A 25,814-nucleotide genomic window follows, 5' to 3' on the forward strand; every position below is an offset into this window, starting at 1 on the left:
AATCATTCAAAGGGTTGGATCCTGAACTTCGGTTCGGGGTCCAACCCTTTTTTGTTGCGTGTCACTTGAAGTTCACGTTGCGCAACCACGATCGCTGGCATGGGTACTGCTGCAATGCTCAGGGCCGCCGGCGTCGGAGTCGGCGACGAGGTTGTCGTGCCGGCGTTCGGGAACGTGGAAGTCGCCGAAGCCGTGGTTCTGGCGGGGGCGCTTCCGGTCTTCGCCGACATAGATCCGCTGACGTACTGCCTCGACTCGTCTGCCGTCGAGGTGGCCGTAACTCCGCGGACCGCGGCGATAGTTGTCGTGCACCGGTTCGGCCGGCCGGCCGACGTGGTGCGACTGCTCGGCGTCGGAGAGCGGCACGGACTGCTGGTGCTGCAGGAGGGGGAGTCCGAGGCGCCGTACGACGAGATCGCTCAGCGCAGGCAACGCGCCGCCTATCTCGACGGGAAGTTGAGGGGCGTGCGGACGCCCGACGGCGGAGACGGGCACACCTACCAGCAGTACGTCGTCCGGGTGCCGGGGAACGGGCGTCCGGACCGGGATGCCTTCGCCCGAGCCGTGCGGGCCAAGGGCGTTGACTGCCGGGTGCCGGTGAAGACCCCTGTGCACCGGCTGCCCGAATACCGTCGCTGCGTGTCCCTGCCGGAGACCGAGCGCGCCGCGGACGAGACACTCACTCTGCCGGTGGACGCGTCGTTGACCAAGCGGGACATGCAGCGGATCGTAGGTGCGTGCAATGCCCTTGGAGGACTGCTCCAGCCCGCCTTCTGAGCCCGGAGAGCATGGTTGGGAGCACCGGGCTGTTCGGGGTATGATCTATTCCGTTGCCGCGGGGGGAAACCCCCGAAAAGGTGACTGGCCCCTATAGCTCAGTCGGTAGAGCGTCTCCATGGTAAGGAGAAGGTCAACGGTTCGATTCCGTTTGGGGGCTCCACAATAAAAGGCCCTCGCCCTTCCGGGCGGGGGCCTTTTGCATGCCCTCCTCGGTCCTTCAGTCCGTGTGGAGGCCCGGTACCCGCATCGCCAGGATCGCCATGTCGTCAGACGGGGCGTCCTGTGCGAAGCGCTCCACCGCGCGCATGATGCGGGCGGCGACCGCTCCGGCGGTGAGGCCCGTGCAGGTGGTGAGGACGTCGGCCAGGCCGTCGTCGCCGAGCATGCGGGCGCCCTCACGGCGTTCCGTGACGCCGTCCGTGACACACAGCAGGACGTCGCCCGGATCGAGGGTGACCGTCTGCTCGTAGAGCTCCAGGTCGTCCATGACCCCGAGGAGCGGCTGCGGCTCCGCGGCCGGTTCGACCGTGCCGTCCTGGCGGAGACGGAGCGGGAGGGGGTGGCCGGCGCAGACCACCTTCAGCAGGGCGCTGCCGTCCTCCTGCGGCCACAACTCGCCGTAGAGAAGGGTGAGGAAGCGGCTGCGGGCGCCCTCGTCGAGGATCGCGGAGTTCAGGCGCTCCAGGACCGCCGGGCCGCTGAGGCCCTCGCGGGCCAGCAGCCTCAGGGCGTGGCGGGCCAGGCCCGTCACCGCCGCCGCGTTCGGGCCCGTGCCGCAGACGTCGCCGATGGCGAAGCCGTACGCGCCGTCGCGGATCGGGAACAGGTCGTAGAAGTCGCCGCCGACCTCGTTGCCCTCGCCGGCCGCGCGGTAGATGACCTCCACCTCGACGCCCTCGATCACGGGGAGCTCGGGTGGCAGGAGGCTGCGCTGGAGGGCCTGGCTGATGGCCGTGCGCTCGGAGTAGAGGCGGGCGTTGTCGAGAGCCAGGGCGGCTCGGCGGGACAGGTCCTCGGCGAGCTCGAGGATCTCCTGGCGGAAGTGTTCGTCGGTGGGCTTGCCGAGGGTGAGCATGCCGATGACACGGTTGCGGGCGACCAGGGGGAGGACCACGGTCTCGCCGCCGACGGCGGAGGCCGTGGCGAGGGTGGGGCCGATGCCCGAGGCCGAGGTGACCTGGTGGGGCGGACCGCCGCTCATACCGAGGCTGCGCATGGAGCTGCGCAGGGCCGCCTGGTGGGCCGCCTCGCCGGGGGCCGACCAGACGCGGGCGCCGGGGGTGGGGACCGGGTCCGGCGGGGAGATCTTCGACAGCAACGACTTGATGCCGTCGATCAGTTCCTCGTCCTCGTGCAGGACGTACGACAAATAGGGCTCGGAGGCCTGGTCGGCGATCGTGTAGACCGCGCACCAGGTGGACAGGGTCGGGACCGTCATCTGGGCCATCAGGGCCAGCGTCTGGTCGCGGTCCAGGGTGCCGGCGAGCAGGTCGGACGCCTCCACGAGGAAGCTCAGAGAACCTCGGCGCAGGCGTTCGAGTTCACCCAGGCGGGCGGACTCGACCGCCAACGCGATGCGGTCGGCGGCGAACTGGAGACGCAGGGCCTCTTCGTTCGAGTACCTGCCGGGAGACTCGGCGGCGACGCCCAGCGAGCCGGTGAGGCGGCCCTCCACCTTGAGCGGGACCGTGACGACCGAGCGCATGCCGGTGCCGCTCAGCAGCGGGACGGCGCCCGGTACGGCCGTGAGGTCGTCATGGACGGCGGGCATGCGGGCCGAGCCGTAGCGGCCGGGGCCCGCCTCGACGGGGACGCGGGCGAAGCGCTGGCGGGCGGAGGGCAGGCCGGTGGAGGCGCGGACCTCCAGCTCCGTTTCGTCGTCGGTCGCCAGGAGCAGGAACGCGGAGTCGCCGTCGAGCATGTCGCGGGCGCGCTCCACCGTGCGCTGGAGAAGACCGTCGAGGTCGTCCGGGGCGGGGGAGCCGATGAACACCTCGAAGGGGTCCGTGCTCTGGCCGTCGGACGCGGTGGCGGTGTCGGAGGCCGGGACGCGCAACGGGGTCTGCAGGACGGCCCGTTCGTGGTCGCGGACCAGGAGACAGACCGTGGAGGGCTCGCCGGTCGTGTCGCGGACGCGGAGATGGGAGGCGTACACGGAGGTGACGCGGCCGCTGGCGCCCCTGATGCCGTAACTGCCCTCCCAGCGCGAGAGCCGCAGGGCCTCCGCGATGCCGGTACCGGTGCCCGGGGTGTGCGGCCAGGCGGCGAGGTCGCTCAGCGGCTTGCCGATGACCTGTTCGGCGGCGTAGCCGAAGAGCTCCTCGGCGTCCTCGTTCCACGACGTGAGGGCGCCCGTGCGGTCGATCTGCACGACGGCGACACGGACGCGGCCGTCGGCGAGAGGGAGGAGGGCGGAGGGCAGTGCGGGGCCCGCGGCGCGGGCGCCCACCGGGCGGCCGGGGAGGGCGAGTTGGAACCAGACCAGCTTCTGGGTGGGCGTGTAGTCGACGCCCCAGTGGCCGGCCAGCGCCGCGCACAGCTGGAGGCCGCGGCCGCCCTCGCGGTCCGGGCTGCCCATGTTGACGGCCTGGCCCTGGAGGGGGATCTCACGCTCCGGGTAGTGGTCGCCGACCTCGATCCGCACGCCATCGTCGCTTCGCAGACACAGCACGTCCGCGGAGGTGCCCGCGTGCACCACGGCGTTGGTCACCAGTTCGCTGGTGAGGACCACGGCGTCGTCGACGATGTCGGCGTAGCCCCAGCCCTGGAGGGTGTCCCGGACGAAGGCGCGGGCGCTCGCGACCGATCTTCCGACGGGCTCGAAGCTGGCGGCCGCGCGCGCGGTGATCACAGAACTCCTCGACCGGTTGTCGATGTGCAGTGCTTCTTGTTCGGCAGGCTCGTGCCGCTGCTGCGGCAGGCCGCCCGTCGGCCCGGGGTCCGGGGGCTGTCCCCCAGGGATCAGTCCGGTGGTCATGTGTGCGGCCGCCCCTCCGATGCCCGCTCGTTCTCGTGCCACCGCCCAGGCCGGACGGACCGGCACGGCTGGACAGCCGCATGCAAGGTTACTTACCTTCCCCGTCCATGCGGATGCCGGTCTGCAGTGTTTCCGTCCGGAGGGTGTGCGGACGATGTGCGAAGCTGCCGAACTGTTATGGCCTGGTTCAGCCAGGGTGAAACACTGGGCAGGCTTCTGGTGAACCTACTGGCAGGCTGAGTGGGATGTGCACACGGTGGGCAGCAGCCCGGGTGCCGTCTGATAAAGCGGGCAGAGATACGCAGCAGTACCCGGTAAGCCGAGCGGTTATACCTGAGCACAGCAGTAACGGTCGACCCCTGCGGGAGGGACACAGTGGAGTCTGGCGCAGCGACGCGGGGCACTAAGACGCGCGCGAAAGGCGGACAGTCCCAGAGTAACCAGCGCAAACCGCGCAACGGGACCACCACGGTGGACACGGCTGCCCTGGACAGGCTGCTGACGGCCCTCGTGTCCATGCGGGACGGGAACTTCCGTAAGCGGCTCACGGTGTCCGGCGACGGCGTGATGTCGGAGATCGCTGCGGTTTTCAACGAGGTGGCCGACCGGAATCTCCATCTGACGGGTGAGCTCGCCAGGGTCCGGCGCATGGTCGGGCGTGAGGGAAAGCTCGCGGAAAGGCTGGAAACGGGTGCCTGTGAGGGCTCCTGGGCGGCCGCCGTCGACAACTCCAACGCGCTGGTCGACGATCTCGTACGCCCCGTCGCCGAGGTCAGCCGAGTGTTGTCGGCCGTCGCGGAGGGTGATCTGTCGCCGCGGATGGAGCTGCGGACGCAGGCGCCGGACGGGTCGGGGCATCCGCTGCGCGGGGAGTTCCTCAAGGTCGGGCGGACCGTCAACAACCTGGTGGACCAGTTGTCGACGTTCACCGACGAGGTCACGCGAGTGGCCAGCGAGGTGGGGACCGAGGGCAAGCTGGGCGGACAGGCCAAGGTGCGCGGTATGTCCGGTTCGTGGAAGGACCTCACGGACTCGGTCAACACGATGGCGTACCGGCTGACGGCCCAGGTGCGGGACATCGCCCTGGTGACCACGGCGGTGGCCAAGGGTGATCTGTCCCGGAAGGTCACGGTTCACGTGGCCGGCGAGATGCTGGAGCTGAAGAACACCGTCAACACGATGGTGGACCAGCTGTCGTCCTTCTCCTCCGAGGTGACCCGCGTCGCGCGTGAGGTGGGTGTCGAGGGCGAGCTGGGCGGCCAGGCGCAGGTGCCCGGTGTGGCCGGTGTGTGGAAGGACCTCACCGATTCGGTGAACCTGATGGCCGGCAACCTGACGGCCCAGGTGCGCGGCATCTCCCAGGTGACGACCGCGGTCGCCAGTGGTGACCTGTCGCAGAAGGTGACGGTCTCGGCGCGCGGTGAGGTCGCGCAGCTCGCCGACACGATCAACCAGATGACCGAGACGCTGCGGACCTTCGCCGACGAGGTCACGCGCGTGGCCAACGAGGTCGGTGCCGAGGGGCGGCTCGGCGGGCAGGCGAACGTGCCGGGTGCGGCGGGGACGTGGAAGGACCTCACCGACTCGGTGAACACTGTCTTCCGCAACCTCACCATCCAGGTGCGGGACATCGCGGCCGTGACGACGGCCGTGGCCAGCGGCGACCTTTCGCAGAAGGTCACGGTCGACGTGGCCGGCGAGATGCTGGAGCTGAAGAACACCGTCAACGGGATGGTGGACCAGCTGTCCGCGTTCGGCGCCGAGGTCACGCGGGTGGCGCGTGAGGTCGGTGTCGAGGGTGAGCTGGGCGGGCAGGCGCAGGTGTCCGGGGCCGCCGGTACCTGGAAGGACCTGACCGACTCCGTCAACACCGCGTTCCGCAACCTCACCGGACAGGTGAGGAACATCGCCCAGGTGACGACGGCCGTGGCCAACGGCGACCTGTCGCAGAAGGTCACCGTGGACGTCTCCGGCGAGATGCTCCAGCTGAAGAACACCGTGAACACGATGGTGGACCAGCTGTCGGCGTTCGCCGACCAGGTGACGCGGATGGCCCGGGACGTGGGCACCGAGGGGCGGCTGGGCGGTCAGGCCGTGGTGCCGGGGGTGTCCGGTACCTGGAAGGAGCTCACGGACTCCGTCAACTTCATGGGTGGCAACCTCACCTCTCAGGTGCGGCAGATCGCCCAGGTGACGACGGCCGTGGCCCGGGGCGACCTGTCCCAGAAGATCGACGTTGACGCGCGCGGCGAGATCCTCGAGCTGAAGAACACCATCAACACGATGGTGGACCAGCTGTCCGCGTTCGCCGACCAGGTGACGCGGGTCGCGCGCGAGGTGGGTACGGAGGGCCGGCTGGGCGGCCAGGCGCAGGTGCCCGGCGTCGCCGGTGTGTGGCGTGACCTGACCGACTCCGTGAACGGCATGGCCTCGAACCTCACCGGCCAGGTGCGCAACATCGCGCAGGTCGCCACCGCGGTGGCCCGGGGTGACCTGTCGCAGAAGATCACCGTGGACGCGCGCGGGGAGATCCTCGAGCTGAAGAACACCCTGAACACGATGGTGGACCAGCTGTCGTCCTTCGCCGAGGAGGTCACGCGAGTGGCCCGTGAGGTGGGTACGGAGGGCATCCTCGGCGGGCAGGCCGAGGTGCAGGGTGTCTCCGGCACCTGGAAGGACCTCACGCAGTCCGTGAACTTCATGGCGAACAACCTGACGATCCAGGTGCGCAACATCGCCGAGGTCACCACCGCGGTCGCCAAGGGCGACCTGTCGAAGAAGATCACCGTCGACGCGAAGGGCGAGATCCTCGAGCTCGTCAGCACCGTCAACACGATGGTGGACCAGCTGTCGTCCTTCGCCGAGCAGGTGACGCGGGTGGCCCGCGAGGTGGGCACCGAGGGAATCCTGGGCGGCCAGGCGCACGTGCCCGGGGTCGTGGGCATCTGGAAGGACCTCAGCGACAACGTCAACCTGATGGCCAACAACCTGACCATGCAGGTGCGCAACATCTCCCAGGTCGCGTCGGCGGTCGCCAACGGTGACCTGACGCGGACGGTGACCATCGAGGCGCGCGGCGAGGTCGCGCAGCTCGCCGACACCTTCAACACCATGGTGAAGACGCTGAGTTCGTTCGCCGACCAGGTCACCAAGGTGGCCCGTGAGGTGGGCACGGACGGCATCCTGGGCGGGCAGGCGCGGGTGCCCGGTGTGGCGGGCACCTGGAAGGACCTCACCGAGTCGGTGAACCAGATGGCGTCCAACCTGACCGGTCAGGTGCGCAACATCGCCATGGTCACGACCGCCATCGCCAAGGGCGACCTGACCAAGAAGATCGACATCGACGCGCGCGGCGAGATCCTCGAGCTCAAGACGACGATCAACACCATGGTCGACCAGCTGTCGTCCTTCGCCGAGGAGGTCACCCGAGTCGCCCGAGAGGTGGGCACGGAGGGGCAGCTGGGCGGTCAGGCACGCGTGCGTGACGTCGACGGAACCTGGCGTGACCTCACCGAGTCGGTGAACGAGATGGCCGGGAACCTGACCCGGCAGGTGCGCGCCATCGCGCGCGTGGCGACCGCGGTGACCCGGGGTGACCTGAACCTGAAGATCGACGTGGACGCGTCCGGGGAGATCCAGGAGCTCCAGGACTACATCAACAAGATGATCGCCAACCTGCGTGACACCACGATCGCCAACAAGGAGCAGGACTGGCTCAAGGGAAACCTGGCGCGCATCTCGGCGCTGATGCAGGGCCGGCGCGACCTGGCCGACGTGGCCTCGCTGATCATGAGCGAGCTGACGCCGGTGGTGACCGCGCAGCACGGTGCCTTCTTCGTCGCCATGCCGCTGCTCGACGGCAAGGACCTGAGCGCCGAGACGGAGGACCGGTACGAGCTGCGGATGCTGGGGTCGTACGGCTACTCGATGGGGTCCATGCCGACGTCGTTCAGGCCGGGGGAGGCGCTGATCGGGACGGCCGCGGAGGAGAAGCGCACGATTCTCGTGGAGAACGCGCCCAGCGGCTATCTGAAGATCTCCTCCGGTCTCGGAGAAGCGCCGCCCGCGCAAGTGATCGTCCTTCCGGTGCTGTTCGAGGGCAAGGTGCTCGGTGTCATCGAGCTGGCCTCCTTCACTCCCTTTACGCAGATTCAGAAGGACTTCCTCAACCAGATCGCCGAGATGATCGCGACCAGCGTCAACACCATCTCCGTCAACACCAAGACCGAGGTGCTGCTGAAGCAGTCGCAGGAGCTGACCGAGCAACTGCGTGAGCGGTCCGCGGAGTTGGAGAACCGGCAGAAGGCCCTCCAGGCCTCCAACGCCGAACTGGAGGAGAAGGCCGAGCTGCTGGCCCAGCAGAACCGCGACATCGAGGTGAAGAACACCGAGATCGAGGAGGCACGGCAGGTCCTCGAGGAGCGTGCCGAGCAGCTCGCGGTGTCGATGCGCTACAAGAGCGAGTTCCTGGCGAACATGTCGCACGAGCTGCGTACGCCGCTCAACTCGCTGCTCATCCTGGCCAAGCTGCTCGCCGACAACGCGGAGGGCAACCTCTCCCCGAAGCAGGTCGAGTTCGCCGAGACGATCCACGGGGCCGGCTCCGACCTCCTCCAGCTGATCAACGACATCCTCGACCTGTCGAAGGTCGAGGCGGGCAAGATGGACGTCTCTCCGACGCGTATCGCGCTGGTCCAGCTCGTCGACTACGTGGAGGCCACTTTCCGGCCGCTGACCGCGGAGAAGGGCCTCGACCTGTCCGTGCGGGTGTCGCCGGAGCTGCCGGCCACGCTGCACACCGACGAACAGCGGCTCCTGCAGGTGCTGCGCAACCTGCTGTCCAACGCGGTGAAGTTCACCGACTCCGGGGCCGTGGAACTGGTGATCCGGCCCGCCGGCCGTGAGGTGCCGGTGGCGATCCGGGAGCAGCTCCTGGAGGCGGGTTCGCTGCGGGACGCGGACGCGGGACTGATCGCGTTCTCCGTGACGGACACGGGGATCGGGATCGCGGCCAGCAAGATGCGGGTGATCTTCGAGGCCTTCAAGCAGGCGGACGGTACGACGAGCCGCAAGTACGGCGGTACGGGGCTCGGGCTGTCCATCTCGCGGGAGATCGCGCAGTTGCTGGGCGGTGAGATCCACGCGCAGAGCGAGCCCGGTCGGGGATCGACGTTCACGCTGTATTTGCCGCTGTACCCGAGCGAACTGCCGCCGCAGGGCTACCAGCAGCTCGCGCCCGCCCTGGAGGCCGGCGACCTGGTGGCCTCGGGGCGTCCCGAGCCCGAGGCTTCCGACGTGGAGATCGAGACGCCGGCCGAGGTGAAGTCGTACCGGGAGACGCAGAACGGCGCCGCGGCGCTGTTCCGGCGCCGGCGGCGGCCCGTGGCGGAGATCGAGCAGCGCGCGATGCAGGAGCAGTGGCCCGTGGCGGAGCAGCAGGCTGCTCCGAAGCCGCGGCGAGGGATCCGGTTCGGCGGGGAGAAGGTGCTGATCGTCGACGACGACATCCGCAACGTCTTCGCCCTGACCAGCGTCCTCGAACAGCACGGGCTGTCGGTCCTGTACGCCGAGAACGGCCGCGAGGGCATCGAGGTGCTGGAGCAGCACGACGACGTGGCGGTCGTCCTGATGGACATCATGATGCCGGAGATGGACGGCTATGCGACGACCACGGCGATCCGCCGGATGCCGCAGTTCGCCGGACTGCCGATCATCGCGCTGACCGCGAAGGCGATGAAGGGCGACCGGGAGAAGGCGATCGAGTCGGGTGCCTCCGACTACGTGACCAAACCGGTCGACCCCGATCACCTGCTGACGGTGATGGACCAGTGGATGCGTGGCGAGTGACGGGATCGTTCGGGCTTTGCGAGGGCTTCGTGCGGATGTGGCGGGAACCTTCGGCGGATCTCCGAAGTCGCTGACTCTGGGTTGTCGAAGCCGTGTAGAAGTACGGGATTCGGGGAACCTTCTGGTCTCCCGCTACGTTTCTGCTACGTGCACAGTGACATCCCGGTGACAGGGTGTGGCGACGGGCGGGGTACGGCTACGATGACCGGCACAAGGACGGGCGGCGCAAGGGAGTCGTCGCCTGGGGCGGCGCCGGTCGGCGTCACCCCAAGTCCTGTGGACAGGGGAGGCCCCAAGCCGGGGCGAGGAGGGCGGGCCATGGTGCAGAAGGCCAAGATCCTCCTGGTCGATGACCGGCCGGAGAATCTGCTGGCGCTGGAGGCCATCCTCTCTGCGCTCGATCAGACGCTGGTGCGGGCATCGTCCGGGGAGGAAGCGCTCAAGGCGCTGCTGACGGACGACTTCGCGGTCATTCTGCTGGACGTCCAGATGCCGGGCATGGACGGTTTCGAAACGGCCGCGCACATCAAGCGGCGGGAGCGGACCCGGGACATCCCGATCATCTTCCTCACCGCGATCAACCACGGACCGCACCACACCTTCCGCGGGTACGCGGCGGGCGCGGTCGACTACATCTCCAAGCCGTTCGACCCCTGGGTGCTGCGCGCCAAGGTCTCCGTCTTCGTCGAGCTGTACATGAAGAACTGCCAGCTGAGGGAGCAGGCGGCGCTGCTGCGGCTCCAGTTGGAGGGTGGCGGTGGCAAGGCGACGGCCGGGGACAAGGAGCCCGCGGGGCTGCTCGCCGAGCTGTCGGCGCGGCTGGCTGCGGTCGAGGAACAGGCCGAAGCGCTGTCGAAGCAACTGGATGACGAGTCCGCGGACGCGGCGGCGGTGGCCACGGCCGCCCATCTCGAACGCAAACTCACGGGTTTGCGGCGGGCGCTGGACGCCCTGGAGCCGGGCACGGGGAGTTCACCGGCAGTGCCGTCCCAGAACTGAGGCCTCGCCGGGCCTCGTTGTCCCGGCACGGGCGCTCATTTCGGACGCACCGGGGCGAAATGAGTCCGCGTCAGCCTGGCGCCTCTTCGAGTGCGACACGAACGGGTGAAGCATCGGGCACACGTGTCCCCGGTGGTCTCCACCGGTAACCTCACACCTATGGCCTCACGTCCCTCCGCAGCCAAGAAGCCCGCCAAGAAGGCGGCCGCTCCCGCGAAGGCTCCGGCGAAGAAGGCCGCTGCGAAAAGGGCCCCCGCGAAGAAGGCGCCCGCCAAGAAGGCCGCGGCGAGAAGAGTCGCGCCCGTGAAACCGGCCCCCAGCCCGACGAACGGCGTCTACCGCCTGGTGCGCGCGGTCTGGCTGGGCGTCGCGCACGCCGTCGGCGCGGTGTTCCGTGGCATAGGGCAGGGTGCGAAGAACCTCGACCCGGCGCATCGCAAGGACGGAGTCGCGCTGCTGCTGCTCGGCCTCGCGCTGATCGTCGCCGCCGGAACCTGGTCGAACCTGCGCGGCCCCGTCGGCGATCTCGTCGAGATGCTGGTGACCGGTGCCTTCGGCCGGCTCGACCTGCTCGTGCCGATACTGCTCGCGGTCATCGCCGTACGGTTCATCCGCCATCCCGAGCAGCCCGAGGCCAACGGCCGCATCGTGATCGGCCTGTCCGCGCTCGTCATCGGCGTGCTCGGCCAGGTCCACGTGGCCTGCGGTTCGCCCGCCCGCGCCGACGGCATGCAGGCCATAAGGGACGCCGGCGGCCTCATCGGCTGGGGAGCGGCGACCCCGCTGACGTACGCGATGGGCGACGTCCTGGCCGTACCGCTGCTCGTGCTGGTGACGATCTTCGGGCTGCTGGTCGTCACGGCGACCCCGGTCAACGCCATCCCGCAGCGGCTGCGGCTGCTCGGAGTGCGCCTCGGCATCGTCCACGACCCCGCCGAGGACGAGTTCACCGACGACGAGGAGCGCTACGACGAGCAGTGGCGCGAGGCGCTGCCGGCGCGCTCCCGCAGGCGCGGCCCGGCCGCCGAGGCGTACGACCCCGACACGGCGGAGCAGGAGGCCCTGACACGGCGCCGTGGCCGCCCCCGGCGCTCCGCCGTGCCCCAGCCCGACCTGGACCGCCCCATGGACGCCGTGGACGTCGCCGCGGCGGCCGCCGCCGCGCTCGACGGTGCCGTGCTGCACGGCATGCCTCCCTCGCCGATCGTCGCCGACCTCACCCAGGGGGTGAGCGCGGCAGAGCGCGAAGAGGCGACCCCCACGCCCACGCCCGTACCGGCGCCGGCCTCGCGGCCGAGGCAGGAGAAGGTCGACACACCAAGGAAGGGCGAGGTCCGCGACCTCACCAAGTCGCCGCCCAGCGAGACGCGTGACCTGCCGCCGCGTGCCGAGCAACTCCAGCTGTCCGGCGACATCACCTACGCGCTGCCCTCGCTCGACCTCCTCACGCGCGGCGGCCCCGGCAAGGCGCGCAGCGCCGCCAACGACGCCGTGGTCGCCTCGCTCACGAACGTCTTCACCGAGTTCAAGGTCGACGCGGCCGTCACCGGCTTCACACGCGGCCCGACGGTCACGCGCTACGAGGTCGAGCTCGGCCCCGCCGTGAAGGTCGAGCGGATCACCGCCCTCGCCAAGAACATCGCGTACGCCGTCGCCAGCCCGGACGTGCGGATCATCAGCCCGATCCCAGGCAAGTCGGCCGTCGGCATCGAGATCCCGAACACCGACCGGGAGATGGTCAACCTCGGAGACGTGCTGCGGCTCGCCGAGTCCGCGGAGGACGACGACCCGATGCTGGTCGCCTTCGGCAAGGACGTCGAGGGTGGCTACGTCATGCACTCGCTGGCGAAGATGCCGCACATGCTGGTCGCCGGCGCCACCGGCTCCGGCAAGTCGTCCTGCATCAACTGCCTGATCACGTCGATCATGATGCGGGCGACGCCCGAGGACGTCCGGATGATCCTGGTCGACCCCAAGCGCGTCGAGCTGACCGTCTACGAGGGCATCCCGCACCTGATCACGCCGATCATCACCAACCCCAAGCGGGCCGCCGAGGCGCTCCAGTGGGTGGTACGCGAGATGGACCTCCGGTACGACGACCTGGCGGCCTACGGCTACCGGCACATCGACGACTTCAACCGCGCCGTGCGGGAAGGGACCGTCAAGAAGCCGGAGGGCAGTGAGCGGGAGCTCCAGCCCTACCCCTACCTGCTGGTGATCGTGGACGAGCTCGCCGACCTGATGATGGTCGCCCCTCGTGACGTCGAGGACGCGATCGTGCGCATCACGCAGCTCGCGCGCGCGGCCGGCATCCACCTGGTGCTCGCCACCCAGCGGCCGTCCGTCGACGTCGTCACCGGTCTGATCAAGGCGAACGTGCCCTCGCGGCTCGCCTTCGCCACCTCCTCCCTCGCCGACTCGCGAGTCATCCTCGACCAGCCCGGTGCCGAGAAGCTGATCGGCAAGGGCGACGGGCTGTTCCTGCCGATGGGGGCGAACAAACCCACCCGTATGCAGGGCGCCTTCGTGACCGAGGAGGAGGTCTCCGCGGTCGTCCAGCACTGCAAGGACCAGATGGCGCCCGTCTTCCGGGAGGACGTCACCGTGGGCACCAAGCAGAAGAAGGAGATCGACGAGGAGATCGGCGACGACCTCGACCTGCTGTGCCAGGCAGCCGAGCTGGTCGTCTCCACGCAGTTCGGGTCCACCTCCATGCTGCAGCGGAAGCTGCGGGTCGGGTTCGCCAAGGCGGGCCGGCTCATGGACCTCATGGAGTCCCGGGGCATCGTCGGGCCGAGCGAAGGCTCGAAGGCCCGTGACGTTCTTGTGAAGCCTGACGAGCTGGACGGCGTGCTCTCGGTGATCCGCGGGGAGTCTTAAAGGGAGCCCCAAGGACGCTGCCAGATCGTGACTCACCCGTAAGGGATCATTGAGCAACCGTTTCCCTTCGGCGTACGTCAAGTTGAGGAAAGCAAGAAGCTACTGCCCCGCCGTCGGCGTGTCCGGCCATTCCGATGGCGTACAAAGTGCCTCCGCCCGGTTGCCCCACCCTTTCGTACCCCCCATAGACTGAACCTCCAGCACAGGCGGCTAAAACGCTCGAAAGGCGCCCCCGTGTCCATCGGCAACTCCCCTGAAGACGAGCGTCCGTTCGAAGACGACCGTGAGGAAGCCCGCCACCCGATCGGCCGTGCCCTCCAGCAGGCTCGTATCGATGCCGGGCTGACCGTCGACGACGTCAGTTCCGCCACCAGGGTCCGCCTTCCCATCGTGCACGCCATCGAGGCGGACGACTTCACGCCCTGCGGCGGCGACGTCTACGCGCGCGGGCACATCCGGACCCTGGCCAAGGCCGTCAACCTCGATCCCGCCCCGCTGCTCGCCCAGTACGACGCCGATCACGGTGGCCGTCCGGCGCCTACCCCCGCGGCTCCGCTGTTCGAGGCGGAACGCATCCGCCCCGAGCGGCGCGGCCCCAACTGGACCGCTGCCATGGTCGCGGCGATCGTCGCCGTGGTCGGCTTCGTCGGGTTCACCGCCTTCCAGGGTGGTGACGACGACGGCACCAAGACGCAGGTGGCCGAGGGAGCCAAGCCCTCGGCCGGCAAGACCTCCTCGCCCACGCCGAAGAACGACAAGCCCGAGGTCTCGAAGCCCGACCCCTCGGACAGCGCCATCGCCGCCGCGCCCCAGGACAAGGTGACGGTCCAGGTCAGCGCAGCCGACGGAAAGAGCTGGATCTCCGCCAAGGACCACAACGGGCGGAGCCTGTTCGACGGGCTGCTCAAGCAGGGCGAGTCCAAGACCTTCCAGGACAGCGAGAGGGTCAACCTCGTCCTCGGTGACGCCGGGGCGATCCAGCTGTACGTGAACGGCAAGAAGATCGACGACGACTGGCAGCCGGGGGCCGTGCAGCGGCTCACCTACACGAAGGGCGACCCTCAGGTCGGCTGAGGACCGGCAGGGACTAGCACGGGTGCGGACGGGGTTGGCCAAGATCGGCCAACCCCGTCGACGTGGGGTGTCAGCGGGACGAAGTAGTCTTGAGCCCATGCCTGAACGCCGTACCGTCGCACTCGTCACTCTTGGCTGCGCCCGTAACGAGGTGGACTCGGAGGAGCTCGCAGGCCGCTTGGAGGCGGACGGCTGGGACCTCGTGGAGGACGCCGCGGACGCGGACGTGGCCGTCGTCAACACCTGTGGTTTCGTCGAGGCCGCCAAGAAGGACTCCGTCGACGCCCTCCTGGAGGCCAACGACCTCAAGGGGCACGGCAGAACCCAGGCCGTCGTGGCGGTGGGCTGCATGGCCGAGCGGTACGGCAAGGACCTTGCCGAGGCCCTCCCCGAGGCCGACGGAGTGCTCGGCTTCGACGACTACTCCGACATCTCCGACCGGCTCCAGACCATCCTGAGCGGCGGGGTCCACGCCTCCCACACCCCGCGCGACCGGCGCAAGCTGCTGCCGATCAGCCCCGCGGAGCGCCAGGGGTCGGCGGCGTCCGTCGCCCTCCCGGGACACGGGCCGGCCACCGAGGCGGCCGCGATCGCCCCCGCCGATCTTCCGGAGGGCCTCGCTCCGGCCTCGGGGCCGCGCGCGCCGCTGCGCCGCCGTCTGGACGGCGCTCCCGTCGCCTCGGTGAAGCTCGCCTCCGGCTGCGACCGGCGCTGCTCCTTCTGCGCCATCCCGTCCTTCCGCGGCTCCTTCATCTCGCGCCGCCCCAGTGACGTGCTGAACGAGACGCGGTGGCTCGGCGAACAGGGCGTCAAGGAGATCATGCTGGTCTCCGAGAACAACACGTCCTACGGCAAGGACCTGGGCGACATCCGTCTCCTGGAGTCCCTGCTGCCCGAGCTCGCCGAGGTCGACGGCATCGAGCGGGTGCGCGTCAGCTACCTCCAGCCGGCCGAGATGCGGCCCGGGCTCATCGACGTGCTGACGTCCACCCCCAGGGTCGTGCCCTACTTCGATCTGTCCTTCCAGCACTCCGCGCCCGACGTGCTGCGCGCGATGCGCCGCTTCGGCGACACCGACCGCTTCCTGGAGCTGCTCGACACCATCCGGAGCAAGGCCCCCCAGGCGGGTGTGCGCTCCAACTTCATCGTGGGCTTCCCCGGCGAGACCGAGGCCGACCTGGCCGAGCTGGAGCGCTTCCTGAACGGCGCGAGGCTGGACGCCATCGGCGTCTTCGGGTACTCCGACGAGGAGGGCACGGAAGCGGCGACGTACGAGAACAAGCTGGACGAGGACGTCGTAGCGGAGCGGCTCGCCCGGGTCTCCCGGCTGGCGGAGGAGCTCGTCTCGCAGCGGGCCGAGGAGCGCGTGGGCGAGACGGTGCACGTGCTCGTGGAGTCGGTGGACCCCGTCGAGGGTGTGTACGGCCGCGGCGCGCACCAGGCACCCGAAACCGACGGCCAGGTGCTGCTCACGAGCGGCGAAGGGCTGAGCATCGGTCGTATCGTCGAGGCGAAGGTGGTCGGCACGGAGGGTGTCGATCTGGTGGCCGAGCCGCTCGAGGGCTCGCTCGTGTGTAGTGAGGAGGCGGGCAGATGACCGGAGTTCCGGCGTCCGCCGCGGGTGGCCCCTCCGCCGCGAAGGGCGCGGCCGCGGGCACGGCGGCCTCTGGGGCCGCGTCCGCGGTGCCCGCCGTCTCCGGTGTCGTTCCCGGCGCGGTCTCGGGTGTCTCTGCCGTTGACGCCGGCAAAGTCGATGCGAGTGGCGGTGGCGATGCCGGTAAGGCGGCGCGCGGCGGGAAGCTGGCGGCCGCGGCCGTCAACCAGGCCAGCGTCTGGAACATCGCCAATCTGCTGACGATGCTCCGGCTGCTCCTCGTGCCCGGCTTCGTCGCGCTGATGCTCGCCGAGGGCGGGTACGACCCGGCGTGGCGCTCGCTCGCCTGGGCGGCCTTCGCCATCGCGATGATCACCGACCTGTTCGACGGGCACCTGGCGCGTACCTACAACCTCGTCACCGACTTCGGGAAGATCGCCGACCCCATCGCCGACAAGGCGATCATGGGGGCGGCATTGATCTGTCTGTCCGCGCTCGGCGATCTGCCCTGGTGGGTGACCGCCGTCATCCTCGGCCGGGAACTCGGAATCACCCTGCTGCGTTTCCTGGTCATCCGGTACGGCGTCATTCCCGCGAGCCGCGGTGGCAAGCTGAAGACCCTCATCCAGGGCGTGGCTGTGGGGATGTATGTCCTGGCGCTGACGGGGTGGCTGGCCACCCTGAGGTTCTGGGTGATGGCAGCCGCGGTCGTGCTGACCGTCGTGACCGGGCTCGACTATGTGAGACAAGCCATTGTGCTGCGCCGGCAGGGAATCGCCGAGCGCAAGGCTGCGTTGGAGGAGACGGAAGCGTGAGTTCCCCGGCCGCCGACGTGGCCGTAGAAGTGCTGCGACTACTCACGGTGAACGGTGAGACGCTCGCCGTCGCCGAGTCGCTGACCGGTGGACTTGTGGCGGCGGAAATCACAGCCGTCCCGGGGGCCTCCCGGGCCTTCCGGGGCTCGGTGACCGCCTACGCCACCGAGCTGAAACACGAACTGCTGGGCGTCGACGCCAGTCTGCTGGCGGCGCGCGGAGCGGTGGACGCGCAGGTCGCGGGCCTGATGGCGGCAGGAGTGCGCAAAGCGCTCGGCGCCGACTGGGGCATCGCGACCACCGGAGTCGCCGGCCCGGAACCGCAGGACGGACAGCCCGTCGGGACGGTTTTCGTGGCCGTCGACGGGCCCCGCCCGGGAACTTTCGGTGCCATGAGTGGCGGGAAAGTGACTGCCCTGCGGTTGAACGGCGACCGCGCGGAAATTCGTAAGGAGAGTGTACGGAGCGTACTCGCACTGCTCCTGGAGGGGCTTGCGAGCGAACCGACTGGGAATGAGCGGGCACAGGATACGGAACGGAACGGGGGGTTTTGATGTTTGCAGCCCTGAGTGAACACGACATCGCTCCCCGCACGGCCGCGGCGCAAGGCGGTACGGTGGGGCGAGAAGGATGCGGCTACGCGGTCCGAGGAGGGAGCCACCGATGATTCTGCTCCGTCGCCTGCTGGGTGACGTGCTGCGTCGGCAGCGCCAGCGCCAGGGCCGTACTCTGCGCGAAGTCTCCTCGTCCGCCCGAGTCTCACTCGGCTATCTCTCCGAGGTGGAGCGGGGGCAGAAGGAGGCTTCCTCCGAGCTGCTCTCCGCCATCTGCGACGCGCTGGACGTACGGATGTCCGAGCTCATGCGGGAAGTGAGCGACGAACTCGCCCTCGCCGAGCTGGCCCAGTCTGCTGCGGCCACCCCCAGCGAGCCTGTGCCGACGCCGGTTCGCCCGATGCTGGGTTCCGTCTCGGTGGCCGGTGTGCCACCGGAACGGGTGACGATCAAGGCGCCCGCCGAAGCGGTGGACGTCGTCGCCGCGTGACATTCGCGCGGGTTTGCTCGCGCTGACGTGTGCTGAACGTGTGCGTGCGGAGGCGCCGAGAACAGTGTGAGGCCCCGGCCGGGGCTTCTCCGGAGAGATCCGGAGGGGAGCGGTCGGGGTTTTTCGCGTGGTAGGGCCGCGTCGCGTTGTGGGTGGCAGGGGGACGGGTGGGGCGGGTTGGTGCGTTTGCCGGTGGAGGGCGGGGCGGTCATGGTGGAGCTTGGTTGTGCCTGGCCGGGATCGAGTGACGGGCGGTGCTCCCGTGTGCCGCCGGTGCGCCCTCCCCGTGGGTGACGCGGCGGCCTAGCGTCGGGTCTGGTCGGGCTGGAGGTGACGTCCATGGCGGGGCCGATAGTGCGCTGGGGGGCGGTTCTCGGGCTCGGGGCGCTGTGGTGGTGGGCCGTGCTGAGGCTTGCCCTGGCGCCGGACGCGGGGGTGCTGGAGGGGGCGGTCGCCGCCGGTGGGTGGGGGCTGAGTCTGCTGCCGGTGCACTGTGTGCCCAAGGACCGGGCCACGGGAGCTGTGCCCTCCGGGCGGTGGGCGGCGGCCTGGCGGGCGACGGGGCGGGTGGCCGGGACTACCACGGCATCGCCACACCGCCGTTCGGACGCAGGATCTGGCCTGTCGTGAAGGACGAGGCGTCGGAGGCCAGGTAGAGCACGGCCTGCGCGACGTCCTCCGGTTCGCCCACCCGGCCCAGGGGTGACATCCGGGCCATGAACGACTCGGTGTGCGCCTGTGCCTCGGTGTCGTGGCGGTCGGTCATCGGCGTACGGATCCAGCCGGGCGCGACCGCGTTGACCCGGATGCCGTGTCGGCCGACCTCCGAGGCCAGCGTCTTCGTCAGCTGGACGACGGCAGCCTTGGCGGCGCCGTAGCAGAGCAGCCCGGGGCCGCCGGTGTCGACCGCGCCCGAGGCCATCGTGACGATGCTGCCCCTCGTGCGCCGGGCGAGCATGATGCGGGCGGCTTCCTGGCAGGCGTACAGCACACCCTTGAAGTTGATGTCCAGCACCCGGTCGAGGTCCTCGTCCCGGGTCTCCAGGACCGGGCTGCTGTGCATGACGCCGGCAACCGCGGCCATCACGTCCAGGCGCTCACACGAGGCGACGGCCCGGTGGAGCTGATCACGGTCGGTGACGTCGAGAGGGTGCGTGTGGGCGGTGCCGCCCGCTTCCTTGATCAGGGCGGCGGTCTCCTGCAGGCCCTGGGGATCGCGGTCCGCGCAGTGCACGGTGGCGCCCGCCTCGGCGAGCAGGACCGCGCTGGCGCGGCCTATGCCGCTCGCGGCGCCGGTGACGAACGCGGTGCGGTCGGTGAGGTCGTACGCCGTGACGGCCATGAAGGGACGGTACGAGCGTTTCTGACGGGTCGTCAATTGGGTGACGGTGGTGAGCTGGTCGGTGGTCCGGCCGTTCACGGGGTCGTGCGGGGGCGGAAGCGCTGTGTCGCGGGGGTGCCCGGTGCCGGTGCCGGGCCCTGCTGGCAGGTCGGGCACCAGTAGGTGGGGCGCTCGCGGGAGCCGTCGCCCTGGTCGGCCACGCGGATCGAGGTGCGGCAGCGCAGGCAGGGGCGGCGGGCCCGTCCGTACACGAACAGATCCTGACCCCGGCGGCCCGTCGTGGCGCGGATGGGACGGTCGCGGTTGATCTCCAGAAGCTTCTTGGCGAGCGCGGGGAGCTGTGCTGTGCGATCGGCGGGGAGGACACCGACGGGCACCCAGGGGGTGACGCCGAGGAGGAAGCAGAGCTCGCTCTTGTAGACATTGCCGATGCCGGCGAGGTTGCGCTGGTCGAGCAGGGCCTCGCCCAGGGGGCGGGCGGAGTCGGCGAGCAGGTTGGCCAGGGCCTGGTCAGGGTCCCAGTCGGGGCCCAGGAGATCGGGGCCGAGGTGACCGACGGCGCGGTGTTCGTCGGTGGTGCGCAGGAGTTCGAGCACCGGGAGGCGGTATCCGACGGCCGTGCGGTCGGCGTTGCCGAGGATCGCGCGGATCTGGTGGGTCGGGCCGCCCGTCCAGCGCTGGTTGTCTGCGTAGACCTTCCAGGAGCCGTCCATGCGCAGGTGCGAGTGGAGAGTGAGGCCGCCCTCGATGCGGGTGAGGAGGTGTTTGCCCCGCGGGGTGACGTCCAGGACGGTGCGACCCGTCAGGTCGGCCGTGGCGTACTTAGGCACCCTGAGGTCGCTGCGGGTCAGCGCCTTGCCGGCGAGGGCGCCGTGCAGCCGTTTGGCGGCCTGCCAGACCGTGTCTCCTTCGGGCATGGGTCAAGGGTGGCATGACAGGGCGGAGGGGGCGCGCGCCACGGTCTATGGGGGCGGGTGCGGCAGGGACGGGGCGGCGGGCGCGGCATGGATCGGCGGCGGGTGCGACAGGGATCAGGCGGCGGGTGCGACAGGGATGGGGCGGCGAGTGCGACAGGGATCAGGCAGCGGGGGCACGATCGAGGGGCGCGGGAGGTAGAGGGGCGTGGCAGGGCTCGATGGGCTTGCCGAGGGTGCGTGACGGGGTGCCGGAGGCGTGACGGGGCGACGGTGGCGTGACCGGGGTGGGGTGGCGTGACCGGGGTGGGGTGACGGGCGGTGCGGGTGACGGGCGGAGTGACAGGGGCGGGGGTGCGCGACGTGGTCGAGGCGACTTTGGGTGGGGGCGGGGGTGAAGGTGCGGGTTGGGGCAGCGGGGCGGCTTGGCGGGCTCATGCGCGTAGGCGCAGGCCGCGTGGGGTGGCGATGAAGCCTGCTCCTTCGAGGAGGGTGCCGATGGGGGAGGTCAGCGCCGAGACGCCGTTGACGCGTTCGACGGTGACGGTGCCGAGGGAACCCGCCTTGGCGGCCGCGGCGAGAGCTTGCGCCGCCGCTTGCAGGCGCGGGTCGTCGGTGGCCGTGCCGGACGGGTCGGAGGGCCAGGCCAGCAGTGTCTTGCCGCCCCGCTCCATGTAGAGCGTCAGCTCGCCCTCGACCAGAACCACCAGGGAGCCCGCCTTACGGCCCGGCTTGTGGCCGACGTCCGTCGGAGGGTCCGGCCAGGGCAGGGCCGCGCCGTACGCGTTCGCGGGGTCGGCGGCGGCGAGGACGGTGGCCCGGGACTCGGGGGCGGGTCGGGTGCGGTGGGGCGAGGCGGCGGCGTACGGGTTGTATGCCGGCGTCGTCGAACCGGAGTTGGTCGCCGGGGGGAAGTCGCGGGGGGAGATCCACTCGCTTCGCGAGGTGGCGGCGGGGGAGGGCGGCCAGTCGCCGTCGGGGGCGAAGGCCGGGGTGCTGTCGTCCGCGTGGCCGGTGGGCGGGTTCGACGCTTCCGCTGCGTGGGGATCGGCTGTGGCGAAGGGGTCGGGGGGCAGGTCGGGGAGGGAGTCGAAGGCGTTCGGTGCGAGGGGGGTGAAGGGGTCGACGAAGCCGTCGGGGGTGCCGTCGCCCCGGGGCGACGGTGGCAGGGCTTCGCCACGGTCGCGGGCGTTGGCAACCGCGCGCAGGCGGTCCACCGCGCCGTCCATGGCGAACTGTGCGGCGCCGAGTCCCTCCACCACGTAACCGCGGCGGGCCTGGCCGCTGTCCTCGAAGGCGGACAGGATGCGGTACACCGCCGAGAAGCCCCCCTCGACGCCCTCCGCGGCGACGGCTCCCCGCGTCACCACGCCGTGCCGGTCGAGCAGGACACGGGCGAGGGCGTGGGCGCGCACGGTGGGGTCGGCCTCGCGGTCGGGGAGCAGCGACCAGCGGCCGGCGACGGTCGGCGGACCGGTGCGGGACGCGGTGCGTGCGGCGGCGGTGAGCGAGCCGTAGCGACCGCGCGGCATCGTGCGCTTGGCGCGGTGGGCCGTGGAACCCGCGGTACGGCCCGAGCCCAGGAGGGAGCGCATGGGGGTGAGCGTGTCGTTGGTGAGCCGTCCCGACCACGCCAGGTCCCAGACGGCGTCGGCCAGTTGGGGGTCGGTGGCCTCGGGGTGCGTGGTCGCCCGGATCTGGTCGGCGATCTGGCGGAAGAACAGCCCGTAGCCTCCGGAGAGGGTGTCCAGGACGGACTGGTGGAGTGCCGTCAGCTCCAAGGGGTGGGGCGGCGGAAGGAGCAGGGGGGCCGCGTCCGCCAGGTACAGGGAGACCCAGCCGTCCTTGCCGGGCAGAGCTCCCGCGCCGGCCCAGACGATCTCCCCGGCCGAGGTGAGCTCGTCGAGCATCGCGGGGGTGTAGTTCGCGACCCGGGACGGGAGGACGAGCTTCTCCAGGGCGGAGGCGGGCACGGACGCGCCCTGCAACTGCTCGACGGCCCGCACCAGTCCGTCGATGCCTCGCAGGCCGTGGCCCCTGCCGATGTGCTGCCACTGGGGGAGGAACTGGGCCAGCGCGGGCGGCGGCACCGGTTCCAGCTCGTGACGGAGCGCGGCCAGGGAACGGCGGCGGAGGCGGCGCAGGACGGTCGCGTCACACCACTCCTGGCCGATCCCCGCGGGGTGGAACTCGCCCTGCACGACCCTGCCCGTCGCCGCGAGCCGCTGAAGGGCGCCCTCCGTGACGGCCACGCCCAGGCCGAAGCGGGCCGCCGCGGTCGCCGAGGTGAACGGGCCGTGAGTGCGGGCATAGCGCGCCAGGAGATCACCGAGCGGATCCTTGACGGGCTCCGTGAAGGCCTCCGGGACACCTACCGGCAGCGCAGTGCCGAGCGCGTCGCGCAGGCGGCCCGCGTCCTCGATCGCCGCCCAGTGGTCGGCGCCGGCGACGCGGACCCGGATCGCGCGGCGCGCGGCGGCCAACTCCTGGGCCCACTGTGGTTCGGCGCCCCGCTCGGCCAACTCGGCGCCCGTGAGCGGGCCCAGGAGACGCAGCAGGTCGGCTACACCCTCGGCGTCCTTGACGCGCCGGTCCTCCGTGAGCCACTGGAGTTCCTGCTCCAGCTCCGTCAGGACCTCGGCGTCGAGCAGTTCGCGCAGTTCCGCCTGACCGAGCAGTTCGGCCAGCAGGCGGGAGTCCAGGGAGAGAGCGGCGGCGCGGCGCTCGGCGAGCGGTGAGTCTCCCTCGTACAGGAACTGGGCGACGTATCCGAAGAGGAGGGAACGGGCGAAGGGCGACGGCTCCGGGGTCGTGACCTCCACCAGGCGCACCTTGCGGGACTCCAGGTCGCCCATGAGCTCGACCAGGCCGGGGAGGTCGAAGACGTCCTGGAGGCATTCGCGGACCGCCTCCAGGACGATCGGGAACGAGCCGAACTCGCCGGCCACCTGGAGAAGTTGCGAGGCACGCTGGCGTTGCTGCCACAGCGGGGTGCGCTTGCCGGGGTTGCGGCGGGGCAGCAGCAGCGCGCGGGCGGCGCACTCGCGGAAGCGGGACGCGAACAGGGCCGAGCTGCCGACCTGGTCGGTGACGATCTGGTCGACCTCGCCCTTGTCGAAGACGACGTCCGCCGCGCCGACGGGCGCCTGCTCGGAGTCCCACTCCGTGCCCGCCTTCATCGGCTCCTGGTCGAGCAGGTCCATGCCCATGAGGTCGGCGTCGGGAAGGCGCAGGACGATGCCGTCGTCGGCGTGCATGACCTGGGCGTCCATGCCGTACCGCTCGGAGAGCTTGGCACCCAGGGCGAGGGCCCACGGGGCGTGCACCTGGGCGCCGAAGGGGGAGTGGACGACCACACGCCAGTCGCCCAGTTCGTCGCGGAAGCGCTCCACGACGATCGTGCGGTCGTCGGGGACATGGCCGCAGGCCTCGCGCTGTTCGTCCAGGTAGGACAGGACGTTGTCCGCCGCCCAGGCGTCCAGGCCCGCGGCGAGCAGACGCAGACGGGCGTCCTCCTTGGTCAGCGAGCCGACCTCACGGAGGAACGCACCCACCGCACGGCCCAGTTCGAGCGGACGGCCCAGCTGGTCTCCCTTCCAGAAGGGCAGCCGGCCCGGGACACCGGGCGCGGGGGAGACCAGGACGCGGTCACGGGTGATGTCCTCGATGCGCCAGGAACTCGTGCCGAGCGTGAAGACGTCGCCGACCCGGGACTCGTAGACCATCTCCTCGTCCAGCTCGCCGACCCGGCCTCCCCCCTTCTTGGGGTCGGAGCCGGCGAGGAAGACCCCGAAGAGTCCCCGGTCGGGGATGGTGCCACCGGAGGTGACGGCGAGGCGCTGGGCGCCGGGGCGGCCCGTGATCGTGCCGGCGACGCGGTCCCAGACCACGCGCGGGCGCAGTTCCGCGAAGGCGTCGGACGGGTAGCGGCCGGCGAGCATGTCGAGGACGGCCGTGAACGCGGATTCGGGCAGCGAGGCGAAGGGGGCGGCCCGGCGGACCATGGCGAGCAGGTCGTCGAGCTGCCACGTGTCCATCGCGGTCATCGCGACGAGTTGCTGCGCGAGGACGTCCAGGGGGTTGGCGGGGACCTTGAGGGACTCGATGGAACCGGTGCGCATCCGTTCCGTGACCACGGCCGCCTGGACCAGGTCGCCTCGGTACTTCGGGAAGACCACGCCGGTCGAGACCGCGCCCACCTGGTGACCCGCGCGGCCGACGCGTTGCAGGCCCGACGCCACGGAGGGGGGCGATTCGACCTGGATGACCAGGTCCACCGCGCCCATGTCGATGCCCAGTTCGAGACTGGAGGTCGCCACCACGGCGGGCAGGCGGCCGGCCTTGAGGTCCTCCTCGACGAGGGCGCGCTGTTCCTTGGAGACCGAACCGTGGTGGGCTCGGGCGATGACGGGCGGGGCGCCCTGTGCCGCTCCCGAACCGCCCATGAGGTCTGCGGGGGCGTGGTGTTCGTCCAGGGACTCGCCGGTGGCCCGCTCGTAGGCGATCTCGTTGAGCCTGTTGCAGAGGCGCTCCGCGAGGCGGCGGGAGTTGGCGAAGACGATGGTGGAGCGGTGGGCCTGGACCAGGTCCGTGATCCGCTCCTCCACATGGGGCCAGATGGACGGTCGCTCCGCGCCTTCGGTGCCGTCGGCCACCGGGGAGCCGCCCAGTTCCGCCAGGTCCTCGACCGGGACCACGACCGACAGGTCGAACTCCTTGCCGGACTTCGGCTGGACGATCTCCACCTTGCCGCGGGGGGAGAGGTAGCGGGCGATCTCGTCCACCGGGCGGACCGTGGCCGAGAGGCCGATACGGCGGGCCGGCTTCGGGAGGAGTTCGTCCAGACGCTCCAGGGAGAGGGCCAGGTGGGCGCCGCGCTTGGTACCGGCGACCGCGTGGACCTCGTCCAGGATCACTGTGTCGATGCCGGTCAGCGCGTCACGCGTGGCCGACGTCAGCATCAGGAACAGGGACTCCGGTGTCGTGATCAGGATGTCCGGTGGGCGGGTGGACAGGGCCCGGCGCTCGGCGGCGGGGGTGTCGCCGGAGCGGATACCGACCTTGACCTCCGGTTCGGGCAGGCCCAGGCGGACGGACTCCTGGCGGATGCCGGTCAGAGGGCTGCGGAGGTTGCGCTCCACGTCCACGGCCAGGGCCTTGAGTGGGGAGACGTACAGGACGCGGCAGCGCTTCTTGGGGTCGGCGGGTGGGGGTGTGGAGGCGAGCTGGTCCAAGGCGGCTAGGAAGGCGGCCAGGGTTTTGCCGGAGCCGGTGGGGGCTACGACCAGCACGTCCGAACCCTCGGCGATGGCCTGCCACGCGCCGGCCTGGGCGGCGGTGGGCGCGTCGAAGGCGCCCGTGAACCAGCCGCGGGTCGCGGGGGAGAAGGCTTTGAGGGCCTGGTGTGCGGAGCTGACCATGTGTCCATCCTGCACCCGGGGACTGACAATGGGCCTGACCTGCGGATAGCTGTGCTTGCGGGTGGTGGGGGCGGGTGTGGGTAGTGCCTGCGGCGGCCTGTGCGGGTGGAGGGGGTGCGCGTTGCGCC

Annotated in this window: 14 protein-coding genes and 1 tRNA gene; 11 read left to right on the forward strand and 4 right to left on the reverse strand. The window is 70.5% G+C overall.

Annotation, left to right across the window (positions count from 1 at the left end; all coding sequences use genetic code 11):
• The first annotated feature begins 114 nt into the window (after positions 1-114).
• Positions 115-777, forward strand: a complete 663-nt coding sequence (locus tag AQJ84_RS38205; protein WP_030044073.1) for a DegT/DnrJ/EryC1/StrS family aminotransferase — start codon at positions 115-117, stop codon at positions 775-777.
• 87 nt (positions 778-864) lie between these two features.
• A tRNA-Thr gene (locus tag AQJ84_RS38210) sits at positions 865-940 on the forward strand.
• Positions 941-997: 57 nt separating this feature from the next.
• Here the strand turns inward: AQJ84_RS38210 and AQJ84_RS38215 are convergent.
• Positions 998-3,757 carry a SpoIIE family protein phosphatase gene (locus AQJ84_RS38215; RefSeq protein ID WP_059198911.1) on the reverse strand — a complete coding sequence of 920 codons (2,760 nt, stop codon included), beginning with the start codon at positions 3,755-3,757 and terminating at the stop codon, positions 998-1,000.
• A 375-nt stretch (positions 3,758-4,132) separates the two neighbouring features.
• On the opposite strand from AQJ84_RS38215, the gene AQJ84_RS38220 reads away from it, so the two are divergent.
• The 9 genes from AQJ84_RS38220 to AQJ84_RS44555 all read left to right on the forward strand — a co-directional run bounded on the left by AQJ84_RS38220 (position 4,133) and on the right by AQJ84_RS44555 (position 18,640).
• Entirely contained in the window at positions 4,133-9,604 is a 5,472-nt protein-coding gene (locus tag AQJ84_RS38220; RefSeq protein WP_107082889.1) for a HAMP domain-containing protein, read from the forward strand.
• 318 nt (positions 9,605-9,922) lie between these two features.
• A complete protein-coding gene (locus tag AQJ84_RS38225) occupies positions 9,923-10,603 on the forward strand; it encodes a response regulator (RefSeq protein ID WP_030044080.1) in 681 nt (226 codons plus the stop codon).
• A 159-nt stretch (positions 10,604-10,762) separates the two neighbouring features.
• Entirely contained in the window at positions 10,763-13,483 is a 2,721-nt protein-coding gene (locus tag AQJ84_RS38230) for a DNA translocase FtsK (protein ID WP_198536425.1), read from the forward strand.
• Between the two features lie 234 nt (positions 13,484-13,717).
• Positions 13,718-14,557 carry a helix-turn-helix domain-containing protein gene (locus AQJ84_RS38235; RefSeq protein WP_030044083.1) on the forward strand — a complete coding sequence of 280 codons (840 nt, stop codon included), beginning with the start codon at positions 13,718-13,720 and terminating at the stop codon, positions 14,555-14,557.
• A gap of 97 nt (positions 14,558-14,654) precedes the next feature.
• Complete coding sequence (gene rimO, locus AQJ84_RS38240) at positions 14,655-16,154, forward strand: 30S ribosomal protein S12 methylthiotransferase RimO (protein ID WP_030044084.1); 1,500 nt, start codon at positions 14,655-14,657, stop codon at positions 16,152-16,154.
• Positions 16,151-16,966: a CDP-diacylglycerol--glycerol-3-phosphate 3-phosphatidyltransferase gene (gene pgsA / locus AQJ84_RS38245; RefSeq protein ID WP_030044085.1), complete on the forward strand. Its 816-nt coding sequence runs from the start codon at positions 16,151-16,153 to the stop codon at positions 16,964-16,966. The genes rimO and pgsA overlap by 4 nt, the downstream gene beginning before the upstream one ends.
• Positions 16,963-17,520, forward strand: a complete 558-nt coding sequence (locus AQJ84_RS38250; protein WP_030044086.1) for a CinA family protein — start codon at positions 16,963-16,965, stop codon at positions 17,518-17,520. Before pgsA ends, AQJ84_RS38250 begins: the two co-directional genes overlap by 4 nt.
• Positions 17,521-17,629: 109 nt before the next feature.
• A complete protein-coding gene (locus tag AQJ84_RS38255; RefSeq protein ID WP_030044087.1) occupies positions 17,630-18,010 on the forward strand; it encodes a helix-turn-helix domain-containing protein in 381 nt (126 codons plus the stop codon).
• 339 nt (positions 18,011-18,349) lie between these two features.
• Positions 18,350-18,640 carry a hypothetical protein gene (locus AQJ84_RS44555; RefSeq protein ID WP_078632334.1) on the forward strand — a complete coding sequence of 97 codons (291 nt, stop codon included), beginning with the start codon at positions 18,350-18,352 and terminating at the stop codon, positions 18,638-18,640.
• Here AQJ84_RS44555 and AQJ84_RS38260 read toward each other — a convergent pair.
• The 3 genes from AQJ84_RS38260 to AQJ84_RS38270 all read right to left on the reverse strand — a co-directional run bounded on the left by AQJ84_RS38260 (position 18,588) and on the right by AQJ84_RS38270 (position 25,686).
• The gene (locus AQJ84_RS38260; RefSeq protein WP_030044088.1) at positions 18,588-19,352 is read right to left on the reverse strand and encodes an SDR family NAD(P)-dependent oxidoreductase; all 765 of its coding nucleotides are present in this window, start codon (positions 19,350-19,352) and stop codon (positions 18,588-18,590) included. The genes AQJ84_RS44555 and AQJ84_RS38260 overlap by 53 nt on opposite strands.
• 74 nt (positions 19,353-19,426) lie before the next feature.
• Positions 19,427-20,269, reverse strand: a complete 843-nt coding sequence (locus AQJ84_RS38265) for an Fpg/Nei family DNA glycosylase (RefSeq protein WP_030044089.1) — start codon at positions 20,267-20,269, stop codon at positions 19,427-19,429.
• Positions 20,270-20,700: 431 nt separating this feature from the next.
• The gene (locus AQJ84_RS38270; RefSeq protein ID WP_030044090.1) at positions 20,701-25,686 is read right to left on the reverse strand and encodes an ATP-dependent helicase; all 4,986 of its coding nucleotides are present in this window, start codon (positions 25,684-25,686) and stop codon (positions 20,701-20,703) included.
• Positions 25,687-25,814: the final 128 nt, after the last annotated feature.

The organism is Streptomyces resistomycificus (assembly GCF_001514265.1).
Lineage (GTDB): Bacteria > Actinomycetota > Actinomycetes > Streptomycetales > Streptomycetaceae > Streptomyces > Streptomyces resistomycificus.

Excerpts from the sequence above, each read along its gene's own strand:
- AQJ84_RS38205 (WP_030044073.1), top strand. The coding sequence starts at position 115 with ATGCTCAGGGCCGCCGGCGTCGGAGTCGGCGACGAGGTTGTCGTGCCG.
- AQJ84_RS38215 (WP_059198911.1), bottom strand. The coding sequence starts at position 3,757 with ATGACCACCGGACTGATCCCTGGGGGACAGCCCCCGGACCCCGGGCCG.
- AQJ84_RS38225 (WP_030044080.1), top strand. The coding sequence starts at position 9,923 with ATGGTGCAGAAGGCCAAGATCCTCCTGGTCGATGACCGGCCGGAGAAT.
- AQJ84_RS38230 (WP_198536425.1), top strand. The coding sequence starts at position 10,763 with ATGGCCTCACGTCCCTCCGCAGCCAAGAAGCCCGCCAAGAAGGCGGCC.
- rimO (WP_030044084.1), top strand. The coding sequence starts at position 14,655 with ATGCCTGAACGCCGTACCGTCGCACTCGTCACTCTTGGCTGCGCCCGT.
- pgsA (WP_030044085.1), top strand. The coding sequence starts at position 16,151 with ATGACCGGAGTTCCGGCGTCCGCCGCGGGTGGCCCCTCCGCCGCGAAG.
- AQJ84_RS38255 (WP_030044087.1), top strand. The coding sequence starts at position 17,630 with ATGATTCTGCTCCGTCGCCTGCTGGGTGACGTGCTGCGTCGGCAGCGC.
- AQJ84_RS44555 (WP_078632334.1), top strand. The coding sequence starts at position 18,350 with ATGGCGGGGCCGATAGTGCGCTGGGGGGCGGTTCTCGGGCTCGGGGCG.
- AQJ84_RS38260 (WP_030044088.1), bottom strand. The coding sequence starts at position 19,352 with ATGGCCGTCACGGCGTACGACCTCACCGACCGCACCGCGTTCGTCACC.
- AQJ84_RS38265 (WP_030044089.1), bottom strand. The coding sequence starts at position 20,269 with ATGCCCGAAGGAGACACGGTCTGGCAGGCCGCCAAACGGCTGCACGGC.
- AQJ84_RS38270 (WP_030044090.1), bottom strand. The coding sequence starts at position 25,686 with ATGGTCAGCTCCGCACACCAGGCCCTCAAAGCCTTCTCCCCCGCGACC.